The organism is Halorhodospira halochloris (genome assembly GCF_002356555.2).
Lineage (GTDB): Bacteria > Pseudomonadota > Gammaproteobacteria > Nitrococcales > Halorhodospiraceae > Halorhodospira > Halorhodospira halochloris.
Genome location: NZ_AP017372.2, coordinates 652,684 through 673,251, shown reverse-complemented (window position 1 = coordinate 673,251; position 20,568 = coordinate 652,684). Strand labels below are relative to the sequence as shown.

The window sequence follows — 20,568 nt, the reverse complement described above, 5'->3', positions numbered from 1 at the left end:
AGCCAATTGGGTACCCAGGTGTGAGGATCTTGGCGCCATAGCTGGCGCCATTGAGCCTCCAGGTATGGATTTACTGCGTCCTCCACGTCGGGGCACCCAATTGGCTGCGCAGGGGATCACTAGAGGCCCCTATAGAGGTTCCTTTTTGCAAACGGCGCAGAAACTTGCTGAGCGCAACTATGACCGAGAAGACCCGCAACATATTCGTGCTTGGGCTTGATGAGCATCAACGGCAGGTGCTTGAGCGCCTGCCAGATGCAGACGAGTACCGTTTTCACTCCCTCTTTGGAGCCGAAAAGATCCGTGGAGTGGAGCAGATAGCTGCTGCTGAGCTCTACTCTGCGGCTAGAGAACAGCTTGAGAAATGGCCTGCCAAGATCGACGGAGTGATTTCCCTACTCGACTTCCCGGCTACCGAAATAGCCGCTTTGTTGAGCAGCGAATTCGGCCTGCCCGGACCAGATATCAACTCCGTTCTGCGCTGCAACCACAAATACTGGAGTCGACTAGTCCAAAATCAGGCCATCCCTGAGGCAGTACCTAATTTCGCCGCCTTTGACCCCTTCGACGCTAACGCAGTAGAAGACCTGGAAAACAGGCTTGGGTACCCGTTTTGGGTCAAACCGCTGAATGCTTACCGCTCACTGCTCGGGTTTCGCGTTAACAACCGAGCTGAACTGAGCGCGGCAGCCGAGCAACTGCGTGAAGGCATAACCCGACTCGCCGAGCCTTTTGCCTGGGTAATGCAACAAGCAACCCTGCCGCAGCAAATTGCCGCCTTACCCGCGCATATCTGTATCGCCGAATCGATAATCGGCGGCCACCAGTGCACCCTGGAAGGCTATGTCTATAACGGTGAACCAAGAATATTTGCCATTGTCGATTCGATCCGCGACCCCAATGGCGTCTCATTTTCCCGCTACCAGTACCCATCAACCCTCCCCGAAGAGGTACAACTGCGCATGATCGATTCTGCATGCCGGGCAGTTAGCGCAACCGGCCTCGATCAAGCGCCTTTTAATGTCGAGTTCTTCTATTCTGCGAGCAGCGATAAGATCTGGCTGTTAGAGATTAACCCCCGGCTAAGTCAGTCACACTGCGAACTGCTTGAGAAGGTCGATGGCGTCTCACATCAGCGCATCGCTATCGACCTAGCCCGCGGACGGGAACCACAGATCCAGCATCGACTCGGATCCTGGCCATGTGCCGCTAAGTTCTTTGTGCGCGCCTTCGAGCCCGGACAAGTAACCAAGGTGCCTGACCAAGAACGGCTCAAACAGATAGAACAAGAGATTCCCGGGGCATCAATACAAATGCAGGTCAAAGCAGAAGATAAGTTAGCTGAGCTTGCTGATCAGGACAGCTATAGCTACGAGTTGGCCAATATCTGGCTCGGTGGCCAGGATACCGCTGATCTACTCGAGCGCTTTGAGAAATGCCGGGCTTTATTAGGCATTGAGATTGATAACTGACGGCTATCTGACAGACTATGCTCGAAGGTGAAATCAATTTTGAAAGAGGGGGCTATGAGCACAGTTGCGGTTGATGAATTGCCAAACGACGTCGAGGTAATAGAGCACCAGTGGATAAGCGTACGCGACGGCACTCAGCTATCAGCGCGGATTTGGAAGCCGCAGGGTGCAGATGAGCAGCCGGTACCGGCCATACTGGAGTTTATCCCTTACCGCAAACGCGACATCAAGAGACCGCGCGATACCCAGATCCACCACTATTTTGCCGCCCACGGCTTCGCCGGGGTCAGGGTCGATCTGCGCGGTAGTGGCGACTCACAAGGCATCCTCACCGATGAATACCTGCCGCAGGAACAGGACGACGCCGAAGATATCCTCGCCTGGCTTGCTCAGCAGCCCTGGTGCAGCGGCGATATCGGTATGATGGGCATCTCCTGGGGGGGCTTTAACGCTCTGCAACTAGCTGCTCGGCAACCGCCTCAACTCAAGGCGGTAATCGCTGTAGCAGCCACCGATGACCGTTACGCTGATGATGTCCACTACAAAGGGGGGTGTTTGCTCAACGACAACCTTTCCTGGGCCTCGGTGATGTTCGCCTATAACTCTATGCCGCCCGACCCCGAAGTTGTCGGCGAGGGGTGGCGCGATATGTGGATGCAGCGCCTGGAGCACAGCGGTTTGTGGGTGAAAAGGTGGATGGAGCATCAACAGCGTGACGATTATTGGCGGCAGGGATCAATATGCGAGGACTATTCGGCTATTCAGTGTCCGGTAATGATCGTCTCGGGTTGGGCCGACGGCTACCCGAACCCGGTCTTTCGCCTGGTTGAAAACCTGGAAAGCCCGTGTAAAGGCCTGGTTGGCCCCTGGAGCCACATTTACCCCCATCTCGGCCTGCCCGGACCGCAAATCGGCTTTCTCCAAGAGGCCCTGCGCTGGTGGGAACAGTGGCTCAATGGCACCGATACCGGGGTGATGAACGAACCACCGCTTAGAGTTTGGATGCAGGATAGTGTCCGCCCGCGCACGCAGTACGCTCTGCGCCCCGGACGCTGGGTGGCTGAGCCGAGCTGGCCATCGCCTAACATCAATTTGACCAGATTACCGCTGTCGCCGCGTCATTTGCAGTGGCCACACGAGTCGCCGCCTGAATCAGATCCTGATAAGCCGGTTTCCGTCCAGTCGCCGCTCTCCGTTGGCTTGTTCGGCGGCAAGTGGTGCTCTTTCAATAACGGCCCCGACCTGCCCTACGATCAGCGTGAAGAAGACGGTGGTTCACTAGTGTTTGACACTCAGCCGTTGCAAGAGACGGTCGAGATTCTCGGCGCCCCGACCATTGAGCTTGAATTGGAGGTCAACAGACCGGTAGCCCAAGTCGCGGTTCGCCTGTCCGATGTTGCCGAAGACGGTAAGGCTACCCGGGTCACTTATGGGGTCCTCAACCTCTGCCACCGCCACGGCCACGACAACCCCCAACTGCTCGAACCCGGCCAACGCGAGAAGGTGCGTCTGCAGCTCGATCACATAGCCCAGTCATTCCCGGCTGGCCATCGCCTGCGCCTTGCAATTTCAACTTCCTACTGGCCCCTGACTTGGGCACCCCCGCAGCCGGTCAAGCTAACTATATACCCGGCCGGCTCGCACCTAGAGTTGCCGGTGCGCCCTCCCCGATCCGAGGATCACCAACTGCCAGCCCTCCCTGAAGCCGAAGCAGCACCACCCCCACGCAGCACCACCCTGGAGCGCGGCGAGGGCAACTGGATCATTTCGCGAGATCTGGCGCGCGATGAATCAACGCTGCACGTTATTGAGGACGAGGGGCGCAAACGCATTGAGGAACTCGACCTCGAGATCGAACGCTCTGGACGTGAGTGGTACCGCGCCCGCGGTGATGATTTCACCTCACTGAACGGTGAAACGCTCCACCGCCGCGGTCTGCGCCGGGGAAACTGGTCTGTATTGACCGAGACACGCACCCTGTTGACTTGTGATACGAGCCATTTCCATATTCACGCGACATTGGATGCCTATGAGAACGATCTACGGGTGTTCGCCAAAACGTGGCACGAGTCAATACCACGCCGGTATCTTTAACGGGCCACAAAGGCTCGCTTGAAACGGGCCTTTGAGTAGCCTCTACTAAAACTCCCCATTGAGCTATGGCTGACCAGTGCGGAGGGTACCGTAAAGCCATCCCTAAAGGCGCATCTATAAGCTCTCCCCCGGAGCCACTCAACTGCCCCGGCGTGGAGGTCTAGCCGCCAAGGATGGCGCCACGACGGCTCCAGGGACTGATCCATGGCGCCATCCACACCGGGGTAGTTGAGTGTTAACCCGGGGGAAGGGGCAATAAAGTTCCTGGAGCCTGCACTGTGTCTGCCGCAGCGGGGACTTGTTGAGTTCCTCTAACCGCCCTTTTAGGCCGCAACAAGCCTCTAGTGGTGGCTATTATCCTCATCTGGGGTGTCGGTGTCCTTGATCCCCATCAGATAGAGCGTTCCATCCAGGCCCAAGGTGGAAATCGACTGCCGGGCACTCTCTTGGACCACCGGCTTAGCCCGAAATGCTATCCCCAGCCCAGCCTGGCGGAGCATGGGCAGATCGTTGGCCCCATCGCCGATAGCAATAACCTGCTCTAACGCCAACCCTTCCTGCTCGGCTATCTCGCGCAGTAGTTCAGCCTTGCGCGGACCATCGACGATATTGCCGAGAACCCTGCCGGTCAGATAACCATCTTGGATCTCCAAATCATTGGCGTAAACATAGTCGATGCCAAGCTGTTCCTGCAGATAACGGCCGAAGTAGGTAAACCCACCGGAGATGATCGCTGTGACATAACCAAACGATTTGACCGTGCGCACCAGCCGTTGCGCCCCCTCAGTCAGGGTCAAGCTCTCAGCCACCCTCTGCAGGGTCTCTTCCGATAGCCCTTCAAGCAAAGCAACCCGCTTTCGCAGACTCTCCCGGAAATCTATCTCCCCGCGCATCGCCTGTTCGGTAACCTTGGAACATTCCTCACCGGCCCCAGCAGCCTTGGCCATCTCATCAATGACCTCTTGCTGGATGAGGGTTGAGTCCATATCGAAGGCAACCATGCGCCTGTTACGACGGTAGACGTTGTCTTCCTGGAAGCTGATATCTATATCCAGCTCCTTGGATATCTCCATAAAGTCACGCTTCATGGCGTCAGGGTCTACCGGCTGACCGCGCACTGTGAGCTCGATACACGCGCGTGAGCGCCTGCCCTCAAGGTGTAGTGGCCGCCTGCCCGACAGGCGAACTATATCCTCAATGTTAAGCCCTTGAGAGCTCACCACAGCCGAGATGCGGGCAATCTGCTCAGCAGTTACGCAGCGCCCGAGGAGGGTAATGATGTGGCGCGGCTTGCCCGCCCCTTCAACCCAGTGATGGTACTTCTCCTGATTGATTGGGGTGAAACGTACTTGCATCCCCGCATCGTGCAAATGGAATAGTACGTCTTTGAGAACCGGCGAGACGTCTTCCTGCGCCGGCACCTCCACCAAGATTCCCAACGACAGGGTGTCATGGATCATGGCCTGGCCGATATCGAGGATACCGACATTGTATTCGGCCAGAATCTCCATTAGTGATGACGTTAGCCCGGGCTGATCTTCACCCGAGACGTTGATGAGAATTATCTCGCTCATAGTTTATAACCTTGAAGATGCGTTCCATCTTGACCATGATCGCAACCATACGCGAAAGAAGTTGATAAGTCATGATTGACAAATCTCTACAGCAGCTACTCAGGCAAACGAGCAACATAGTCGCCCTGACCGGCGCTGGTGTATCCGCCGAGAGCGGTATACCGACTTTTCGTGACGCTCAGCAGGGCATGTGGGCAAACTTCGACCCCATGGAACTCGCCACTCTAGAGGGTTTCCTGCGCCAGCCGCACAAAGTATGGGATTGGTACCAGCAGCGCCGGGAAATGGCTGCAAAGGCGCAGCCTAACGCAGCCCACCTCGCGCTTGCCGAGTGGCAAGAGCAGTTAGAGCAGTGCCTTATTGTTACTCAAAATGTTGACGGGCTGCACCAACGCGCCGGTAGTCTACACGTTATAGAACTGCACGGTAACCTGCACCGCGACCGACCGATCAGTCAGCAACTACCGGCAGAGAAGGCCGCAGACCTCCCCCGTTGCCCGGAGACGGGTAATGTCCTGCGCCCCGATGTGGTCTGGTTTGGTGAGATGCTGCCCGAAGGCGCCATGGAGCAGGCCTTGAGTGCTATTGAGGTTAGCGACCTGGTGTTATCGATTGGCACCTCGGCTGTTGTCCAGCCAGCTGCTTCGATCCCCTTACACGCCCTGGAGAATGGGGTCCCGGTAGTTGAGATCAACCCTGAAACCACTGAGCTTTCCTCTGCTGCCGACTGGAGTCTGCGTGGCAGTGCAGCTGATGTTGTACCGCAACTCGTAGCAGCGGCGCAACTGCATTATAGCCGCGACCGACTGTCACGTTAGTCTTGACTAAAGGCTGCGAAACTCCGTAATGTACCCGCCATGTCTGAGGCAACTCACCCCAACAAAACGCCCACGCGGCCGGATTTTGCTACTGTCGTCGAGCTACTCAAGCCCGTGACGTGGCTCGCCCCGACTTGGGCTTTCTTCTGCGGCGTCGTCTCCGCTGGCGTAGTGCCAAGCGGGTGGCAGTGGCTGATGGCCGCGGCTGGCGTTATGCTCGCCGGCTTGGTATGCGGTACAAGCCAAGCGATTAATGACTGGTTCGACCGCCACGTAGACGCCATCAATGAACCTCACCGCCCCATACCCTCCGGCCGCATGCCGGGCAAGTGGGGGTTGTACATTGCAATAATCTGTAGCGTACTGGCGTTAGTCATAGCCGCGATACTGGGCCCCATCGTATTCGCCGCTGCCGTCGTTGCAGTTGCCCTAGCATGGGTATATAGCGCCCCGCCATTCCGACTCAAAAGAAACGGCTGGATTAGCGCCGGTGTAGTTGGCCTCTCTTACGAAGGTCTGCCATGGATCACTGGCGCGGCAATAATGACTGCGGCCGGCGCGATACCCGACTGGCGCATCTTTGCCGCCGCCCTACTCTACAGCCTAGGTGCCCACGGCATCATGGTCCTCAATGATTTTAAAGCCGTTGAGGGCGACCGTCAGATGGGACTAAAGACCGTCCCAGTACAGCTTGGCACCAGTCTGGCCGCTAAGGTCGCCTGCGCGACTATGATCGTGCCGCAATTGGTTGTAATCGGCTTACTCCTATCCTGGGATCAAGGCTGGCATGCGGTCGGTGTATCCGTGCTGCTCGGCGTGCAAATGGGGCTAATGGTTAAGCTGCTCAAGGATCCCAAGGGCTATGCGGCGTGGTATAGTTTTGTTGGCGTAACCCCATATATCCTGGGCATGCTGATTACTGCTCTGGCAATAGGTTCGATTGTTGGAGGAGGCGCGTGAGTGCGCCAAACAATCTTGGCTGGCTGGGCATATTCCGTCTCGGGCTAGTTCAGGTCGCCCTCGGTGCCATAGTCATACAACCCTTCACCACCTTTAATCAGGCCATCATCGAAGATCTCGGTTTGATGGCCATGCTGCCTGGTTTTCTCGGTGGGCTCTACTACATTATTCAGCTCACCCGCCCGCGCATAGGCCACGGCCTTGACACCGGCGGCCGACGCACCCCGTGGATCTTAGGCGGCATAACGACCCTGGCTATTGGCGGCATAACCACAGCTGCCGGCATCCTGGCGATGGAGTCTGTGCTCTGGGCCGGGATTGCCGTTACCGTGTTCGGTTACTTTCTCATCGGCGCTGGCAGCGCCGCGACCGGGACCGCCTTACTAACCTTCCTAGCAACGCGAGTCGACGCCAAACGGCGGCCCTTAGCCGCTATGGTTGTGTGGTTGATGATGATAGTAGGCTTTGCGGTCACTGGGGGAATCGTCGGCTCAGTGCTTGATCCTTTCTCACTGGAAAGGCTTTTCGTCGTTGTCAGCATAGTCTGCCTAATTGCCTTTACACTTGCAGCACTAGCCCTGTTCCGCCTGGAAGGCCCGGATGTTGCGCCAGTTAAATCGCCAGCCCCCCCAGGTGATGAACCTGATGGCGCCTCTGATAGCGCCTCTGATGGTGGCCAAGCCGCGAGCCAACAACACGGCTCATCGCGTTTCATCGAGGCACTTAAAGATGTTTGGGGAGACACAAAGGCGCGGCGATTTACAATCTTTGTGTTTGCCTCCATGCTCGCCTACAACGCTCACGAGACGATAATCGAACCGTTTGCCCGCCAGGCGTTTGATCTTACAGCAGGGGAGGCGACTCAACTCGGTGGCATGTTCCTCTATACCGGCGTGCTGCTAGGCATGCTGCTCACCGGATTTGCCGGTAGATTTGCCCCCGGACGTTTAGGAGCATTATGGACTTGGGCCATAGGTGGCTGCGTCGCCTCGGGAATAGCCCTGGGAGCGCTTGGGATAGGCTCGTTCATTAACGATATGTGGCCGCTGCGAGCTTCCATATTCCTGCTCGGCGTTGCCAACGGTGCTTTCGCAGTTGCAGCTATCGGACTCATGATGCGCCTTGCTAATGAAGGTACTGAGTCCCGCGAGGGGGTCAGGATCGGCCTATGGGGTGCAGCACAGGCCATTGCATTTGGCCTTGGTATATTCCTGGGGACTGCTGGTGTAGATATCTTCAGATATATATTCGATCAAGCTACCCTCGGCTATAACGTTGTATTCACTCTCGCTGCCGGCTTGTTCTTAGTATCGGCATGGCTGGCGGCAAGAGTACTTGCGGTTGACCAAGTAGCGACTAAACCAGCTGGTAATAGCCGTTAAGCCAGATGCCTTAATACAGGGAGTCATCAGTATGCCAGTGGCCAATAATTCTGCTGACCAATTTGATGTGGCTGTAGTCGGTGGAGGCCCCGCCGGTGCTACTGCTGCCCATTACCTAGCTCGTCAGGGCTGGTCCGTGGCGATGATCGATAGACCAGGACGTATCAAACCCTGCGGCGGCTTGATCCCGCCTCAGTTGATACGCGAATTCGATATCCCGTTTGACCTGATCGCAGCTAATGTCCGCGGCGCGAGAATAATCTCCCCTACCCATCGCCATGCTGACATGGATATCCCCGCCCCCGGAGTGGCCCTTCCGCCAGACGCCAAAGACGGGCCCTTGAGCATGCTGAGCATGGTCGACCGCGAGGTGTTCGATGAGTGGCTGCGTAAAAGAGCAACGCAAGCTGGTGCGGATCGGCGTGATGGCAAGTTCACTTCACTGACCCAAGACGGTGAAGGGGTGCTCATTGAGTACCAAGAGGGTCGTGGCCGTGATGGCTCTGCCAAAAAACAAGTTTGGGCCCGTACCGTTATTGGTGCTGATGGTGCCCGCTCAGCAGTAGGCAAGCAGGCAGTACCCGGTGCTCAAGATATACCCTGTGTTGGCGCCTACCATGAGATTGTTGAGTCACCAACACCTACCGACGATAGATTTGATCCGAATCGCGCCGATTTACACTACCGGGGCGAGCTATCGCCCGATTTTTACGCGTGGGTCTTTCCTCACGGTGGGACAACGAGTGTCGGCGTAGCCACCGGCGTTAAGGGCTTTTCGATGAAATCATCGGTTGCCCAATTGCGTAAAGAGATCGGCCTTGATAAGGCCAAGACCTACCGCTGCGAGGGTGCTCCCATCCCCATCGGGCCACTAGAGCGCTGGGATGATGGGCGCAACGTTGTCCTTGTAGGCGATGCAGCAGGTGTTGTGGCCTCAGCCTCGGGTGAAGGCATCTACTACGCCATGGCCAGCGCACAGCACGCTGCAGAGGCTGTTGAGGAGACCTTGCGCACCGGCAATGGCGAAGCACTTGGCAATGCTTATAAGGCCTTCATGAAGCAGCATGGCCAAGTATTCAAAGTGCTAGCCACCTTGCAAAAGTTCTGGTATAAGAACGACAACCGACGCGAGCGCTTTGTCAGCATATGTCGTGACCCTGATGTCCAGGCCCTGACCTGGGACGCTTACATGAATAAGCGCCTAGTTAAAGCGAGGCCTATGGCACACATCCGCATCATGGTAAAAAACATCGCCCACCTAACTGGCCTCGCGCGCTCGAGCTGAGTGTTTATAGTCGCAGGGTAGAAATGCCAGTTGGTTTTCGATCAGCGCAGCAACCTTAAGCCACAGTATATATGAGGCAAGAAATGGATAGATCCGCTCAGATTATTTCTTCTGCTTACCGCAGCCCACTGGTGGGCTGGGGTCTAGTAGCTGCTGGCATCTTGATCATGATCCTCTGGTATATCATGTACCAGATACACCGCGCGGATGGGGCAGTCTTTGAAGACATTGCTGGGCCGATCGTTTTCTTCTCATTTTTCAGTATTTTACTGATAATAGGCGGGGTCTTCATCATCGTATTTACAACCCATTCTTGGCGTTGCAAGCTGGAGAATGACAAAGTAATTATTTACCACGGCTTTTTTGGTAGCACCGAGAAGAACACTCTATCAGCTAATGACATAAAGGATGTTTTTTGGCAAAGCAACGCTATTGCCTCACTAATCCGGGTTGGGGACATATGGATCAAAACGTACGATGATAAGTCTCATGTCCTACCCGGCGTGGACAGCCCGGCTAAACATACAGAAAAAATAAAAGAAATAATGAAAAATTGATTTTTTAAGCAACTACAAACAATAAGCTGCTAGCTGCAGCTAAAAGCTTGATTATAACGCACATATAATCAAGCTTTTTTATGCCCCTCCAGGCTGAGTTGTGCCGAGAGTTTTTATCGTGACAACGCAATTATCACTCCGCCCTTATAATCTGGCAATCAAAATGCTCTGTCTGATTGCGCACCAATTTATTGGACAAGGAGCTACAAGCCTTGCCAAAGTCCAGACGCTGCTCGCTTCTATACTGCCGAGACGCCACTTTCCACTGGGATCTGATTTGTGGTGAAAATGCCACAACTTGACTAATTCTCGCCCCCCATAATTAAAACTAACCAAATAAAGCGGTAGATCCGCATATCAGCCGCTCAAGCCCTACTTACGGGGCATGCGGCATGCGGCATGCGGCATGCGGCATGCGGCGGATCGTAGGCTGTTGCCGGAGCGTCTGCTCTAACAGGGGAGGGAGGGCTGAGACAATAAGGTTAAGATCGGGAGGTATGCACTGCGGATTCCTAGAACTCCAATAAAGCCTCGATCAGACCGCTTCTGGGGTGGCCTGATCGAGGCCATTCTTCACCTTACCAGCGGCGCAAGGTGCTGGAGATGTTCGGCCAGCCAAGGATGGCCATAATTACTAGAACTGCTACTACAATTCCTGCGTCACCCATGTGAACCTCCAAAATTGATCATCAGGTTTGTTTTCTTACCTGCATACCGACAGCCTCCACCTTGAAGTACCAGGCCGCCGGCGTGCAGTTATTATCTTGCCATATTATGCTGGCCGGTAATGTGCGGCATAGGCGCTCACTGCATGCAAATAATTCTGTAATACTTGATATCTAACTGGAGGATTTCACTGCTAGAAAAATCGTCAGCTGTGATTTTCCTCCCACAGAAAATCATCGAATTTGGATTTGTACCGAGGAGATTAAATAGACAGTGTATAGATGTGTGGGCAGCTTGTGATTCTGACTGTAGCTGCCCGTATCTTTTGAGCTAATAGCCTCGGGTAGTACCAACGAACCCAGTTAACTGCTTGTATTCGGATAATTAAAAGAAGAGGGGAGGATGGAGAGGGATAAAAACTTTTGATCGCTGCCTGCATTCGAGCGTCAATCGTAGCCATTTTAGTAAGGACTACCCGCTACCCGTTGAGCCTATCTTTACTATCGACTATCGACTTGCACGACCCAGCCACTTGATGGCCAGGTCGTGCACAAGAGGCACTTACCAGCGCCGCAGGGTGCTGGAGATATTCGGCCAGCCAAGGATGGCCAAGATTACTAGAACTGCTACTACAATTCCTGCGTCACCCATGTTAAACCTCCCTTAATATAGGTTTTGGTGCATATTGGTCTATGCAAGCACGCCGGTAGCCAGAACTCATTATCAAGATCTGCAACTGCCAGCCTGCACTCTAAATGCTGCCATACCACTTACCACAAAGGCATGTGGCATAGGCGCCCACATTGTCGCATCACTTCGGAGACATCTTTTCAGAGAACTTCTTGACATAGTCGTCTAGGAAAGGAATCTCCAAAGTAGTGCCCTTGAATGCCAAAACGGCCATATAAATCAGGAATGCAAAACCTGCCCAAAGCACAAGAGGGATGCCTGCAACTGTAGTTTTTAGCAACGAGACAACTAGCCATGCCGCAACGATAACCACAGTGATCAGGATCGATCTACTAGCATGAAATCTAACCCTTGGCTTATCGCGGTGCGCCAGGAGGTACATCAGACCTGTCACAGCACCAACGATATACGAAGCCACAGTGGCGGTATTCTCGACTTGCTCTGGGTTAGTGCTCGGGCCTGCAGAGGGGCTAGCCTTTGCGCCACTGGTCGAGCTACTTGCCGCGGAGGACTGACCCTGCCCCTGCGATGAAGCTGTTGTAGAACCCCCTGAGCTCGTGTCCGCTGTTTGTCCGGTAGTTGCCTTATTTTCCTCCTGAGCAGCTGACCCTCCGGCGGTAGCATTAGAGTCTGCTTTGCTAGCCGCAGAAGAAGCGCTCGATCCTTTTGTTGCCCCACCCGCAGGTTTAGCCTGGCTAGCCTTACTTGACCCTGCTGGGCTGCCTTGCTCCTTGCTACCCGTTTCGGTTGCTGGCCCGCCAGTAGTCTTGTCTTCTTGCCCAGCACCCGCAGTTGATCTTGTTCCACCTTTATCGTTCACATTATCACTCATAGTGGCCACCTCCGTGAAAAGAAACCATTTACAGGTTCATATTCCTGAGAATATTGTCATGCTGCTAGGATAGCTCAAAATCCTAAATAGGGAGCCAAACGACTATATGATACCAGAACACCCTACCCCGGCTGCTTCTTAGGTCTTTACAAATGATAGGGCGGCTTACCGCAGCCAGCTCGACAGACCTATACCCGTCCATCCTAAACACTTTAAACGGTTTACAACACCTAAATCACTGCGTCTTTAAGACGCGCCGCAGGCGAGGGGCAACCACTTTCGGTATAGTGCTTTGCTTGATTAACGCATAGTGCAACATATGCCATATGGGCGCCTCCAAAACACCCCTCGAGCCAAATCCCCCCCTTGGAGCGCCTCTAGTAGGGAGAAGCTCATCACAACCAACCAAGGAGTAGTGAGAGAGAGTGCGGAATGGGTGTACGTGAGAGGCACAATGGAAAACTGCCTTGGAGCTTATATCTAGCTATTATGTACCAAACGGCAGCTTATGATTGCTTTCTCAGAGCATCGTAGTTACGTCATTTGCGTTGAGCCGGCGAGAATGCAAGCTGCTGAGCCGGCGAGGTATAAACCCCGCCAGCTCGGCTGATCAGCTATCCCAAGCCTTACACTCTACGCTTTAGGCAAGGAATGAACCCAGCTACCGCCATTACCACTAATATAGCTACTACGATCGTGGCATCCATAGAAACCCCCTTATGCGGTTGTAGTCTCTACTTCTTGGTGCTCTTAAGCATTTTCTAGCCAGCTGGAGAAGAGCGGTATCTCTCACTACAGCTTGCAAATCAATTATCGCACATAACCCTTATCTAGGTGTGCGGCATAGAAGCCCACTCAACCCTCGCTTGGCTTTAAGGGCGCGGACAATCATGAATATCTATAATTATGTCTGCAATGCAAAACGGCGCCATGCTTTCAAGCATGGCGCCGTTGTTTTATATCCTGACCTCTTCGGGTAATGAAGAGTCTATCGGCTTCGCGTTATGTTGGACCCGAGGGGGCTGGGTGCCCCCTCAATAGGACCGATTCTCAGCTAGCCTTTAGTCATTCACACCCTTGAGCAGATCGGTGCCAAGGTCACCAAACTGCAGGTAGTCGAAGTCAGGGTCCGGCTCGCCGACGAGCTCCGGATAGAGCTCCAGGAACTCCTCGCCGTAGAGCGGACGACGCTCCTTATTGTGGCAAGTCTGGCAGCTGACCTTGCCTACGTCACCGGTCGGGCCGAGAACATCCGCGTCCTCAGGATACTCGTCAATCAACGGGTTGATCCAGTTGACGTTGATATCACGAGCCATGCGGATACCGTGCCAAGCGGTCTCCCGCTCCTTCGGACTATCCTCCCAGCTCGCCCAGCGGCTGACGTTGTGGCAAAGCGTACAGCCAGCGTCGAGTGAGTAGCTCAGGTGCATCATCAGACCTACCGCCTCGTAGGCCTCACGCAGGCTTACACCCTCCGTAGTCGCAGTGCGCAAGCCACCTTCACCCTCACCGACGATCGACAGCTCACCCTCATGGCCAACCAAGAAGGTGTCCAGGGCATCACGCGGGAATGCCGTATAGGCGGTCTTGGAGCTGATCTTGTTCTGCAGCTGCAGATCACCCATACCGGTCATGAACCGCGTCTCACCAGACTCCTCCTCGGAGTGCCACGAGGCCGGCGGAATCGGCTCACCACGGTGGCAGGTGTAACAAGTTACACCGGCTTCATTCGAGTGAGTCAGGTGAGTATCCGCCCAGTTGGCGTTCAAGTACCGCGTCATCTCGATCATGTCGCGTGAGACACGGTACTGGTACTTCTCATCACTGGCCAGATCATCCGTATGACAATAGGTGCAGCCCTCATCACCGGCTACCCAGTCCGTCATCTCTTCCTTGATGCGCCAGAATTGCTCATCACTCAGATCGGCAAGCACCTGGACGTTCTCATGAACATCCCCAGCTCGCTCACCGTCCTCTGATGCCATCGGCCGCGCCTCCGGCGCCGTGTGCAGATCCAACCGTGACTCCAGAATCCGCGGGTTATCAAGCACGTACATGCCTGTACCACGCGGTCCCGTCTGCTCTTGCTCAAACGGCGGACGCTCACAACCAGCAACTACCAGGAAGCCGGCTGCCAACGCCCCTACCGCTAGCGATCGCGTCAGGTAACGTCCATCCATAATTCCTACCCCCTATTGTGCAGCCGGATTCCGTGCCGGATCGGAGAGCTCTTCATAAATCGGGACCAAGTTATGCTTCAGCCCCCACTCGTACCAGCTCTCTATCACCGTACCGGAAAGGAATAGACCAATCGAGGCCACAAGCGGGACAAGAATCGCCATCCAGTAGCCCCAGCGGTGGATCGACTCCATGGTCGCGTTAAAGCCCATCGTCCAGCGCCAGAACAGCGCAGCACGCTCAGAGCCCGTACCACGGTCAGTGATCTGCTCTATCTCACGCTCACTGTTATAACGCCCGGTCGCCAATATGGTCGCACCGTGCGCAGCAAACAGCAGCGCCGAGCCAAAGCAGAACGCTATCGACAGCATGTGGAACGGGTTGTAGTAGAAGTTGCCGTAACGCTCCGAAATCGCTACCAACCAATCCAGGTGAGCAAACATGCCGATCGGCAGCGACTCATCCCAAGAGCCGATCGCAACCGGACGGATGATGGTGATGATGAAGTAGAACCACAGCGCCGCCGCAAAGGCCCACGCCACATGCGTGCCAAGCCCAAGGGCACGGGCACGAATGTACGTGCGAGCCCACCACATCAGCAACGACAGCGAACAAATCGCTAGCCCCCAAAGGAACCAGCCACCATCGTTAAACGGCGGAATGCGCAGTCCATACTCCGGCGGCGGTACCTCTACCGCCAACCACCAGAATTGGCGAAATACCTCGCGAACCGACCAGTCAACCGCAGCTAGCCAGTTGAAACCCACCATCAGGCAGAAGATCAAAAAACCTAAGCTAGCTACGACACCTGTCGCTCCCAGGTAAATCGGCCCAACCTGAGCATCACCAATCTTACCCAGCAAGTACGAGAAACGGGGACGTCCGACCCGATTCCAGCTACCGCCCGGTACCTCTAGACCCTGCTCAGCTGGACCACGAACCTGTACACGGGTGAATACGTTTTGGTACTCGGCCATTTTAACTTACCCCCCAGTTCCAGATTGGGATTTGTGGCCACCACGTGTACCACCACTCAGGCCATCCGCGCGACCAGAACGGGCCAGTCGTCAGAATCCCGAAGATACACGAGATCGAGGTGCTCAGAGCCAGAGCAAGACCCAAACGGTGAATGCCCAAGCTACCAATCGAATAGCCGACAAAGTCACGGAAGAAGGTGTTCTCGTGCTCGGCCGTCTTCACCACCTCGCCCTTCTTCGGGTTCGTTACCGACAGGATCAAACCACCGTGCAGCGCCAATGCGAACGACGTCGCAAAGAACAGACTGCAACCGAGCATGTGCGCCCAGTGATAGTGGTAGTGCAGGTTCTGATAACCGACGTTATTGACCCAGTCCAGGTGCGCAATGATCCCGTACGGGAACGCATGGCCCCAACCGCCAAGCAGTAGCGGACGGCCCAACTGCGCCAGTACGAAGAAGCTGATCGCTACACCGAACGCAAACGGAATGTGGTAGCCGATACCTAGCTTGCGGCTGATCTCCACCTCACGTAGCGCCCAGCTAACAAACGCACCTATTGCACAGGCGGTAACTATCTGCCATAAACCGCCTTCATCCAGCGGCGCTAGCGCAAAACCGTTCTCTAGGTTCGGTGGCGCTAACACTAGCTGGAAGATACTCCACGTCTCTGATATCGCCGCCTTCAGCCCGATCATCAAAAAGCCGAATACGGCACAGAAGATCGCTGTTACACCGAAGAAACCGACGTAAAACGGACCTACCCAAAAATCGAATAGGTCGCCGCCGAGGAGTGTCCCTCCCCTTACGCGGTACTTTCGTTCAAAGTCAAGCATTGCCATGGCTGCATTCCCTCTCACGGCACCTTTTCTTTATCCCCGACCATTAAAGGGGGATCGCCCCGGTGATATCTCACTCCCCGCAACGATCCCCCATCTGGCCGAGGGGCTATGGTGCTAGCCCTCACTCAGGGTACGTCGGGCTAAGCCGCCTTTAGCTTGTTCCCAATATACCCCGACGGCGTACTTCTCAGCCGCTGACAGTTAGCCGTCGTAAGAAGTACGCTTCCAGATGCCGGGATCTTCATCCATGTAATACTCGGCTGCTGGTGCACCTTCAAGCCAGTTAAAGCGCTCTGAGCTGATGCAGGCGAAATGCACTGCAAACGCCAGCAGCGCAAAGAACAGGTGGAAGCCCACCGCAGTCATGCGAAAGTCAACAAATTTCCACAGTTTCCACATGGTTATATCTCCTTAGCCGTTACCGTTAGCCGACCATCGGCGTTTGTTGAACAGCGGCCGTTACGCTGCTCGCTTGCTCTTGGACCGAGGTCAGAGCAGAGCGGACGTAATCCGGCGCATGGTCCTCAAGGCGGTTACCGGCACGGCCTTGGTGGAACGGACGCCAGGCATAGGCCAGCGCGTTGGCGATCAGGCCGATCGACCAGTACGCGTGCATGCCGAGCATGTTCATCTCATGGATCTCTTGGCACTCTTCGTCAGTGAGCCCCGTACGAATATCAGTCATAGTTCTTACCTCCGTTCGGCGTTTAACCCAGCTCCGCGCTAATCCCCGCGCGGTAAGGGACTTTCGCCACCTTGGCGGTGGCCCTTTTCCCCGCCGAGAACCCCGCTCTCGGCCGGAAAACCTGTAGCGTGCAGCGTGCTTGCATCTGTCCTCAGCTCATGAAGACGTAGGGGACAGACGCGCGCGCCGCAGCACGTGCTTCTTCGATCATTGAGCGCTGCTCTCCCTCAGCACTTGCCCGCCACCTTGATGGAACAAGGCGAGCAAGTAGCGCGCCCAGCAGAAAAACACAAAAACATGCGGCCAGCAGCAAGCGGTAGTGCACCTCTTCTTTGCGTCGTGTCCTTCCTGCATTTAGCCGCGCCTTAATCGCCTCGCTCATCACTAAGTGCCTCCCTCGCGTGCACTCGATCTGCTGTTCGTCTCCAAGCGTAATCTTCTACTGTTTCAGGGCCAGGCTTCAACGGGTAGCGCGCTTTCGCCGCGCCTTTATCACGCCCCGTTGCCTTCTCGTCTTAGCCCTGGCAGGACGTCACCGCAGTTCCTGACGTGCTCCTCAGTGACCCTCTCCGCCCCTTCCGATCGGGCCTTCTGTTCAGCAGCGTCGCGCAACCTCTTAGCCGCGGAGATCCTAACCAGCATCGGCTGTTCTTCTACCCACTGCTCCAGAAGCTCTCTTGCCTTCTCATCCCAGGTAAGGGCGTTTGCTCCCCCTCGCTGTTCAGATTCGCCAAGACTCTTGGTCACAAAGGCTTCTGGATGCAGCTCCTCACCGCTCTCGCTGCGCGCCAGGGTCGCTTCTACCTGATCCATCTCCGTACCCAGCGGCAAAATATGAAAGAGCGCATCAAAGAGCGAATTACAAACTTCCTGTACGATGTAAGTGGCTCCACCGTACCCCATTAACGGGGTGCCCGTGTGGCGGCGTATGACCGCACCAGGAAATGAGGCAGGAATATATCGAGAACTGCCACCTATTTCAGCCGCATACATCCTTTCGTTATAACTGCCAAATAAAACCAGTGGTGTTTTATTATGTACAGCCTCACGCACGGCATTATTGTCAGTTTTGCCGCCAGGCCTGCGCTCAAAACAAAAATTGCAAGGCATACCCAAGTCATCCTGCAGCAACCTGCGTATACCTCGCGCATGCGTCTCTCCCGCAACCACCCCAAAGCTCGCGGTTGCGAAAAAATCCAAGGTTCCTGAGCGCCATAAATCCCACAGCGGTTTAATAGTGGTATGTTTTTCTTGTTCGATAAAAGGCTCTGGGTCCAGGCCTAATTCATTCCCTAAAGCGCGTAAAAAACGAGTAGTGTTATGAAATCCTGCGGGCGCAAACAGATATGGCTGCCCCAAGGTCTCACATAATGCGCGCCCATATTCTCTGTACATGCAGACATTCAGCTCTGCATCAATTAACCGCGGGACATTTTCTACATGACATCCCAGCGGAAAGACCATGTTTACCTCAGCCCCGATACCTTCTATCAAGCGCTTAATTTCAGCGTAATCGGAGGGCATATTAAACATGCCATACGCAGGGCCGATGATGTTTACTCTTGGTGGGTCACCTTCCGCGCGTGGTCGCTTCTTCGGAACTCTACCGCGCCTCTTGCCAAACTGCTCCCATAGCCAACGCAAGGCCCTGTCGGCCGCCTGCCATTGATCTTCATCTATCGTCCTAGGGAGGAAACGAAGTATACCTGTCCCCTCCGGCGTTACCCCGCCACCGATCATCTCAGCGATGGATCCTGTGACCACCACACTAGGGGTATTTGGGTCCAGGCTCTCGTAGGCCTTCTGCATGGCCCCTTCTGTACCGGCCCTATTCAGCTCTTCCTCTGATAGGCCAGTCACCACCACGGGCAGCTCTTCCGGTGGCAATGCATCGGTATAATGCAGCACTGCTGTCACGGGCAGATTCTCGCACCCAACCGGTCCGTCAATAATGACCTGTAGCCCCTTGACGGCGGTAAAGCAGTAAACCGCCCCCCAATAACCTCCAGCTCTATCCAGATCGGGGATTTGCATCAGTTCCCTTCCCCTTTGCCAGTTTCTTCAGCAGCTAATGATGCGGCAGGATTGACGTGTGCTGATGGCGCATGCGGTATCTGCGGCCAAATGCCCGCTGTTGAACCCTGCCCTACCCCCGAGAAGAAATCGTTCATGATGTTACAACGCTCCTTGTAGCCGATAGCGGCGTTGATCACGTGAGCCAATGATCCTGGTCCTGCAGTCCCCATCAAGGGCCGCGCTGAAATCAGGTTGGTAAAGTAGAGCCCGGGTATTGCCCGCTCCTTAGCCCTTTGTGCTAAGGGGGTAGTACCTATTGCCAAGTCCGGTTTATGTCTATCAATTGCGGCACTTTCATCTTTGAGCGTGGCCCTAAAACGCACTTGGATACCCAAGTCCTCGAGCCATTTGCGATCTGGCTCCGACCACGGCGTATGCGGCAGGGCAGTATTTACGGAACAGACCTCAGCGCCACACTCAACGAGCAATCTTGCCACCAGCAACTCCGATCCCTCGTAACCTGAGATGGTTACCTTACCCTTGATCGGGGCAGCCGCAATTGCCTTCTCCACAGCAGGCAGGGCAGCCGCTTTAGCCGCCTCGATTGCCTCCGAGGAGACACCGCAGGCACTACCAACCGCCTCCAACCAGGCCTCAGTGCCTTCCCGACCGACCGGCGCTGAAGGCACCGCACTGCGCCCGGCAGCCTCTAGCTCGGCGATAGTGGCCGTATAGTGAGGATGGATGGCTGCCGCAACCCGGCAGTCAAGGGCAGCGTATAGTTCGCGCCATTCCCGAGTAGGCACGACTTGACCAACGGCGAGCCCCATAGGCTCAAGCATCCTGCCGATACTGACGGCATCCCCAGGGAACATCTCCCCGAGCAAGGTCACTACGGGCATCTGCGAGCGCCCACTGCGAGGGGCCTTTACTGGACCGCTTTCAGCTTCAGCTCGTGCGTACTTAAGCATCGCTGCAGCAAGCTTATCCTTGGCCTCAGCGTGAGTAGTCACCGCGAAACCGGGGACATCGATAGGCAACACCCGAACACCATTGATCGACTCCGGCAATAGCCGCAGTGGCACCCCTGAGGCACTGGGAACACAGAGATTGACAACGACTATGGCATCGTAGTGCTGAGGATCGGCCAGTTCGTAAACTGCCTGATGAACATCCTCGAACAAGCCACCGGTTACTAATGATTCAGAATCAAACGGAACATAGCCAATGCTGCGCCGCGCACCATAAAAGTGGCCGGTAAAGCTTAGCCCGTAGACACAGCATGCCGAGCCAACCGCTACGGTTGCAGTTCGCCTCATGCGCAGACCAACACGCAGCGAACCGAAGGCAGGACACATAGTTTGGGGTTGATTATAAGGACCCGCTCGCTCGCTCATTTCCTTTCTCCAATGTGCAGCGGCTTGCGGAGGGCCGCTAACAACTCACGCGCTCCAAGCGGCTGCCCCGTTGCAGGGAAAGCCGTCAATCCCGCCCTGGAGGCTTCATTGCACTGTCCATGGTGCAGTATCTGCCACCGCGGG

General features: G+C 55.3%; 17 protein-coding genes. 7 read left to right on the top strand and 10 right to left on the bottom strand.

What is annotated here, in order from left to right:
- The first annotated feature begins 179 nt into the window (after window positions 1-179).
- Window positions 180-1,472: an ATP-grasp domain-containing protein gene (locus tag HH1059_RS03225; protein ID WP_096408237.1), complete on the top strand. Its 1,293-nt coding sequence runs from the start codon at window positions 180-182 to the stop codon at window positions 1,470-1,472.
- Between the two features lie 54 nt (window positions 1,473-1,526).
- Window positions 1,527-3,566, top strand: coding sequence for a CocE/NonD family hydrolase (locus HH1059_RS03220; RefSeq protein WP_096408234.1), 2,040 nt, complete (start codon window positions 1,527-1,529; stop codon window positions 3,564-3,566).
- 341 nt (window positions 3,567-3,907) lie between these two features.
- On the opposite strand, the gene serB is transcribed toward HH1059_RS03220, so the two are convergent.
- Window positions 3,908-5,140, bottom strand: coding sequence for a phosphoserine phosphatase SerB (serB, locus tag HH1059_RS03215; RefSeq protein WP_096408232.1), 1,233 nt, complete (start codon window positions 5,138-5,140; stop codon window positions 3,908-3,910).
- A 71-nt stretch (window positions 5,141-5,211) separates the two neighbouring features.
- On the opposite strand from serB, the gene HH1059_RS03210 reads away from it, so the two are divergent.
- The 5 genes from HH1059_RS03210 to HH1059_RS03190 all read left to right on the top strand — a co-directional run bounded on the left by HH1059_RS03210 (window position 5,212) and on the right by HH1059_RS03190 (window position 10,142).
- A complete protein-coding gene (locus HH1059_RS03210; protein WP_096408229.1) occupies window positions 5,212-5,958 on the top strand; it encodes an NAD-dependent deacylase in 747 nt (248 codons plus the stop codon).
- A gap of 39 nt (window positions 5,959-5,997) precedes the next feature.
- A complete protein-coding gene (gene chlG / locus HH1059_RS03205) occupies window positions 5,998-6,918 on the top strand; it encodes a chlorophyll synthase ChlG (RefSeq protein WP_096408227.1) in 921 nt (306 codons plus the stop codon).
- Window positions 6,915-8,300, top strand: coding sequence for a BCD family MFS transporter (locus tag HH1059_RS03200; protein ID WP_096408224.1), 1,386 nt, complete (start codon window positions 6,915-6,917; stop codon window positions 8,298-8,300). Before chlG ends, HH1059_RS03200 begins: the two co-directional genes overlap by 4 nt.
- 31 nt (window positions 8,301-8,331) lie before the next feature.
- A complete protein-coding gene (locus HH1059_RS03195) occupies window positions 8,332-9,585 on the top strand; it encodes a geranylgeranyl diphosphate reductase (RefSeq protein WP_096408222.1) in 1,254 nt (417 codons plus the stop codon).
- 83 nt (window positions 9,586-9,668) lie between these two features.
- Complete coding sequence (locus HH1059_RS03190) at window positions 9,669-10,142, top strand: hypothetical protein (RefSeq protein WP_162549329.1); 474 nt, start codon at window positions 9,669-9,671, stop codon at window positions 10,140-10,142.
- Between the two features lie 1,477 nt (window positions 10,143-11,619).
- Here the strand turns inward: HH1059_RS03190 and HH1059_RS03185 are convergent.
- From HH1059_RS03185 to bchY, 9 genes are all read right to left on the bottom strand, one after another.
- Window positions 11,620-12,330, bottom strand: a complete 711-nt coding sequence (locus HH1059_RS03185) for a DUF4870 domain-containing protein (RefSeq protein WP_096408217.1) — start codon at window positions 12,328-12,330, stop codon at window positions 11,620-11,622.
- Window positions 12,331-13,391: 1,061 nt separating this feature from the next.
- Window positions 13,392-14,510, bottom strand: coding sequence for a photosynthetic reaction center cytochrome PufC (pufC, locus tag HH1059_RS03180; RefSeq protein WP_096408214.1), 1,119 nt, complete (start codon window positions 14,508-14,510; stop codon window positions 13,392-13,394).
- Window positions 14,511-14,522: 12 nt separating this feature from the next.
- Window positions 14,523-15,485, bottom strand: coding sequence for a photosynthetic reaction center subunit M (pufM, locus tag HH1059_RS03175; RefSeq protein WP_096408212.1), 963 nt, complete (start codon window positions 15,483-15,485; stop codon window positions 14,523-14,525).
- Between the two features lies 1 nt (window position 15,486).
- Window positions 15,487-16,326 (bottom strand): photosynthetic reaction center subunit L, encoded by an 840-nt coding sequence (pufL, locus tag HH1059_RS03170; RefSeq protein WP_096408209.1) that lies wholly within the window; start codon window positions 16,324-16,326, stop codon window positions 15,487-15,489.
- 201 nt (window positions 16,327-16,527) lie between these two features.
- Window positions 16,528-16,725, bottom strand: a complete 198-nt coding sequence (pufA, locus tag HH1059_RS03165; protein WP_096408207.1) for a light-harvesting antenna LH1, alpha subunit — start codon at window positions 16,723-16,725, stop codon at window positions 16,528-16,530.
- A 25-nt stretch (window positions 16,726-16,750) separates the two neighbouring features.
- The gene (locus tag HH1059_RS03160) at window positions 16,751-17,011 is read right to left on the bottom strand and encodes a hypothetical protein (RefSeq protein ID WP_096408204.1); all 261 of its coding nucleotides are present in this window, start codon (window positions 17,009-17,011) and stop codon (window positions 16,751-16,753) included.
- 151 nt (window positions 17,012-17,162) lie between these two features.
- Window positions 17,163-17,393, bottom strand: a complete 231-nt coding sequence (locus tag HH1059_RS03155) for a hypothetical protein (RefSeq protein WP_096408201.1) — start codon at window positions 17,391-17,393, stop codon at window positions 17,163-17,165.
- 110 nt (window positions 17,394-17,503) lie between these two features.
- A complete protein-coding gene (bchZ, locus tag HH1059_RS03150; protein ID WP_096408199.1) occupies window positions 17,504-19,045 on the bottom strand; it encodes a chlorophyllide a reductase subunit Z in 1,542 nt (513 codons plus the stop codon).
- A complete protein-coding gene (bchY, locus tag HH1059_RS03145; protein WP_096408196.1) occupies window positions 19,045-20,424 on the bottom strand; it encodes a chlorophyllide a reductase subunit Y in 1,380 nt (459 codons plus the stop codon). Before bchY ends, bchZ begins: the two co-directional genes overlap by 1 nt.
- Between the last annotated feature and the right edge of the window lie 144 nt (window positions 20,425-20,568).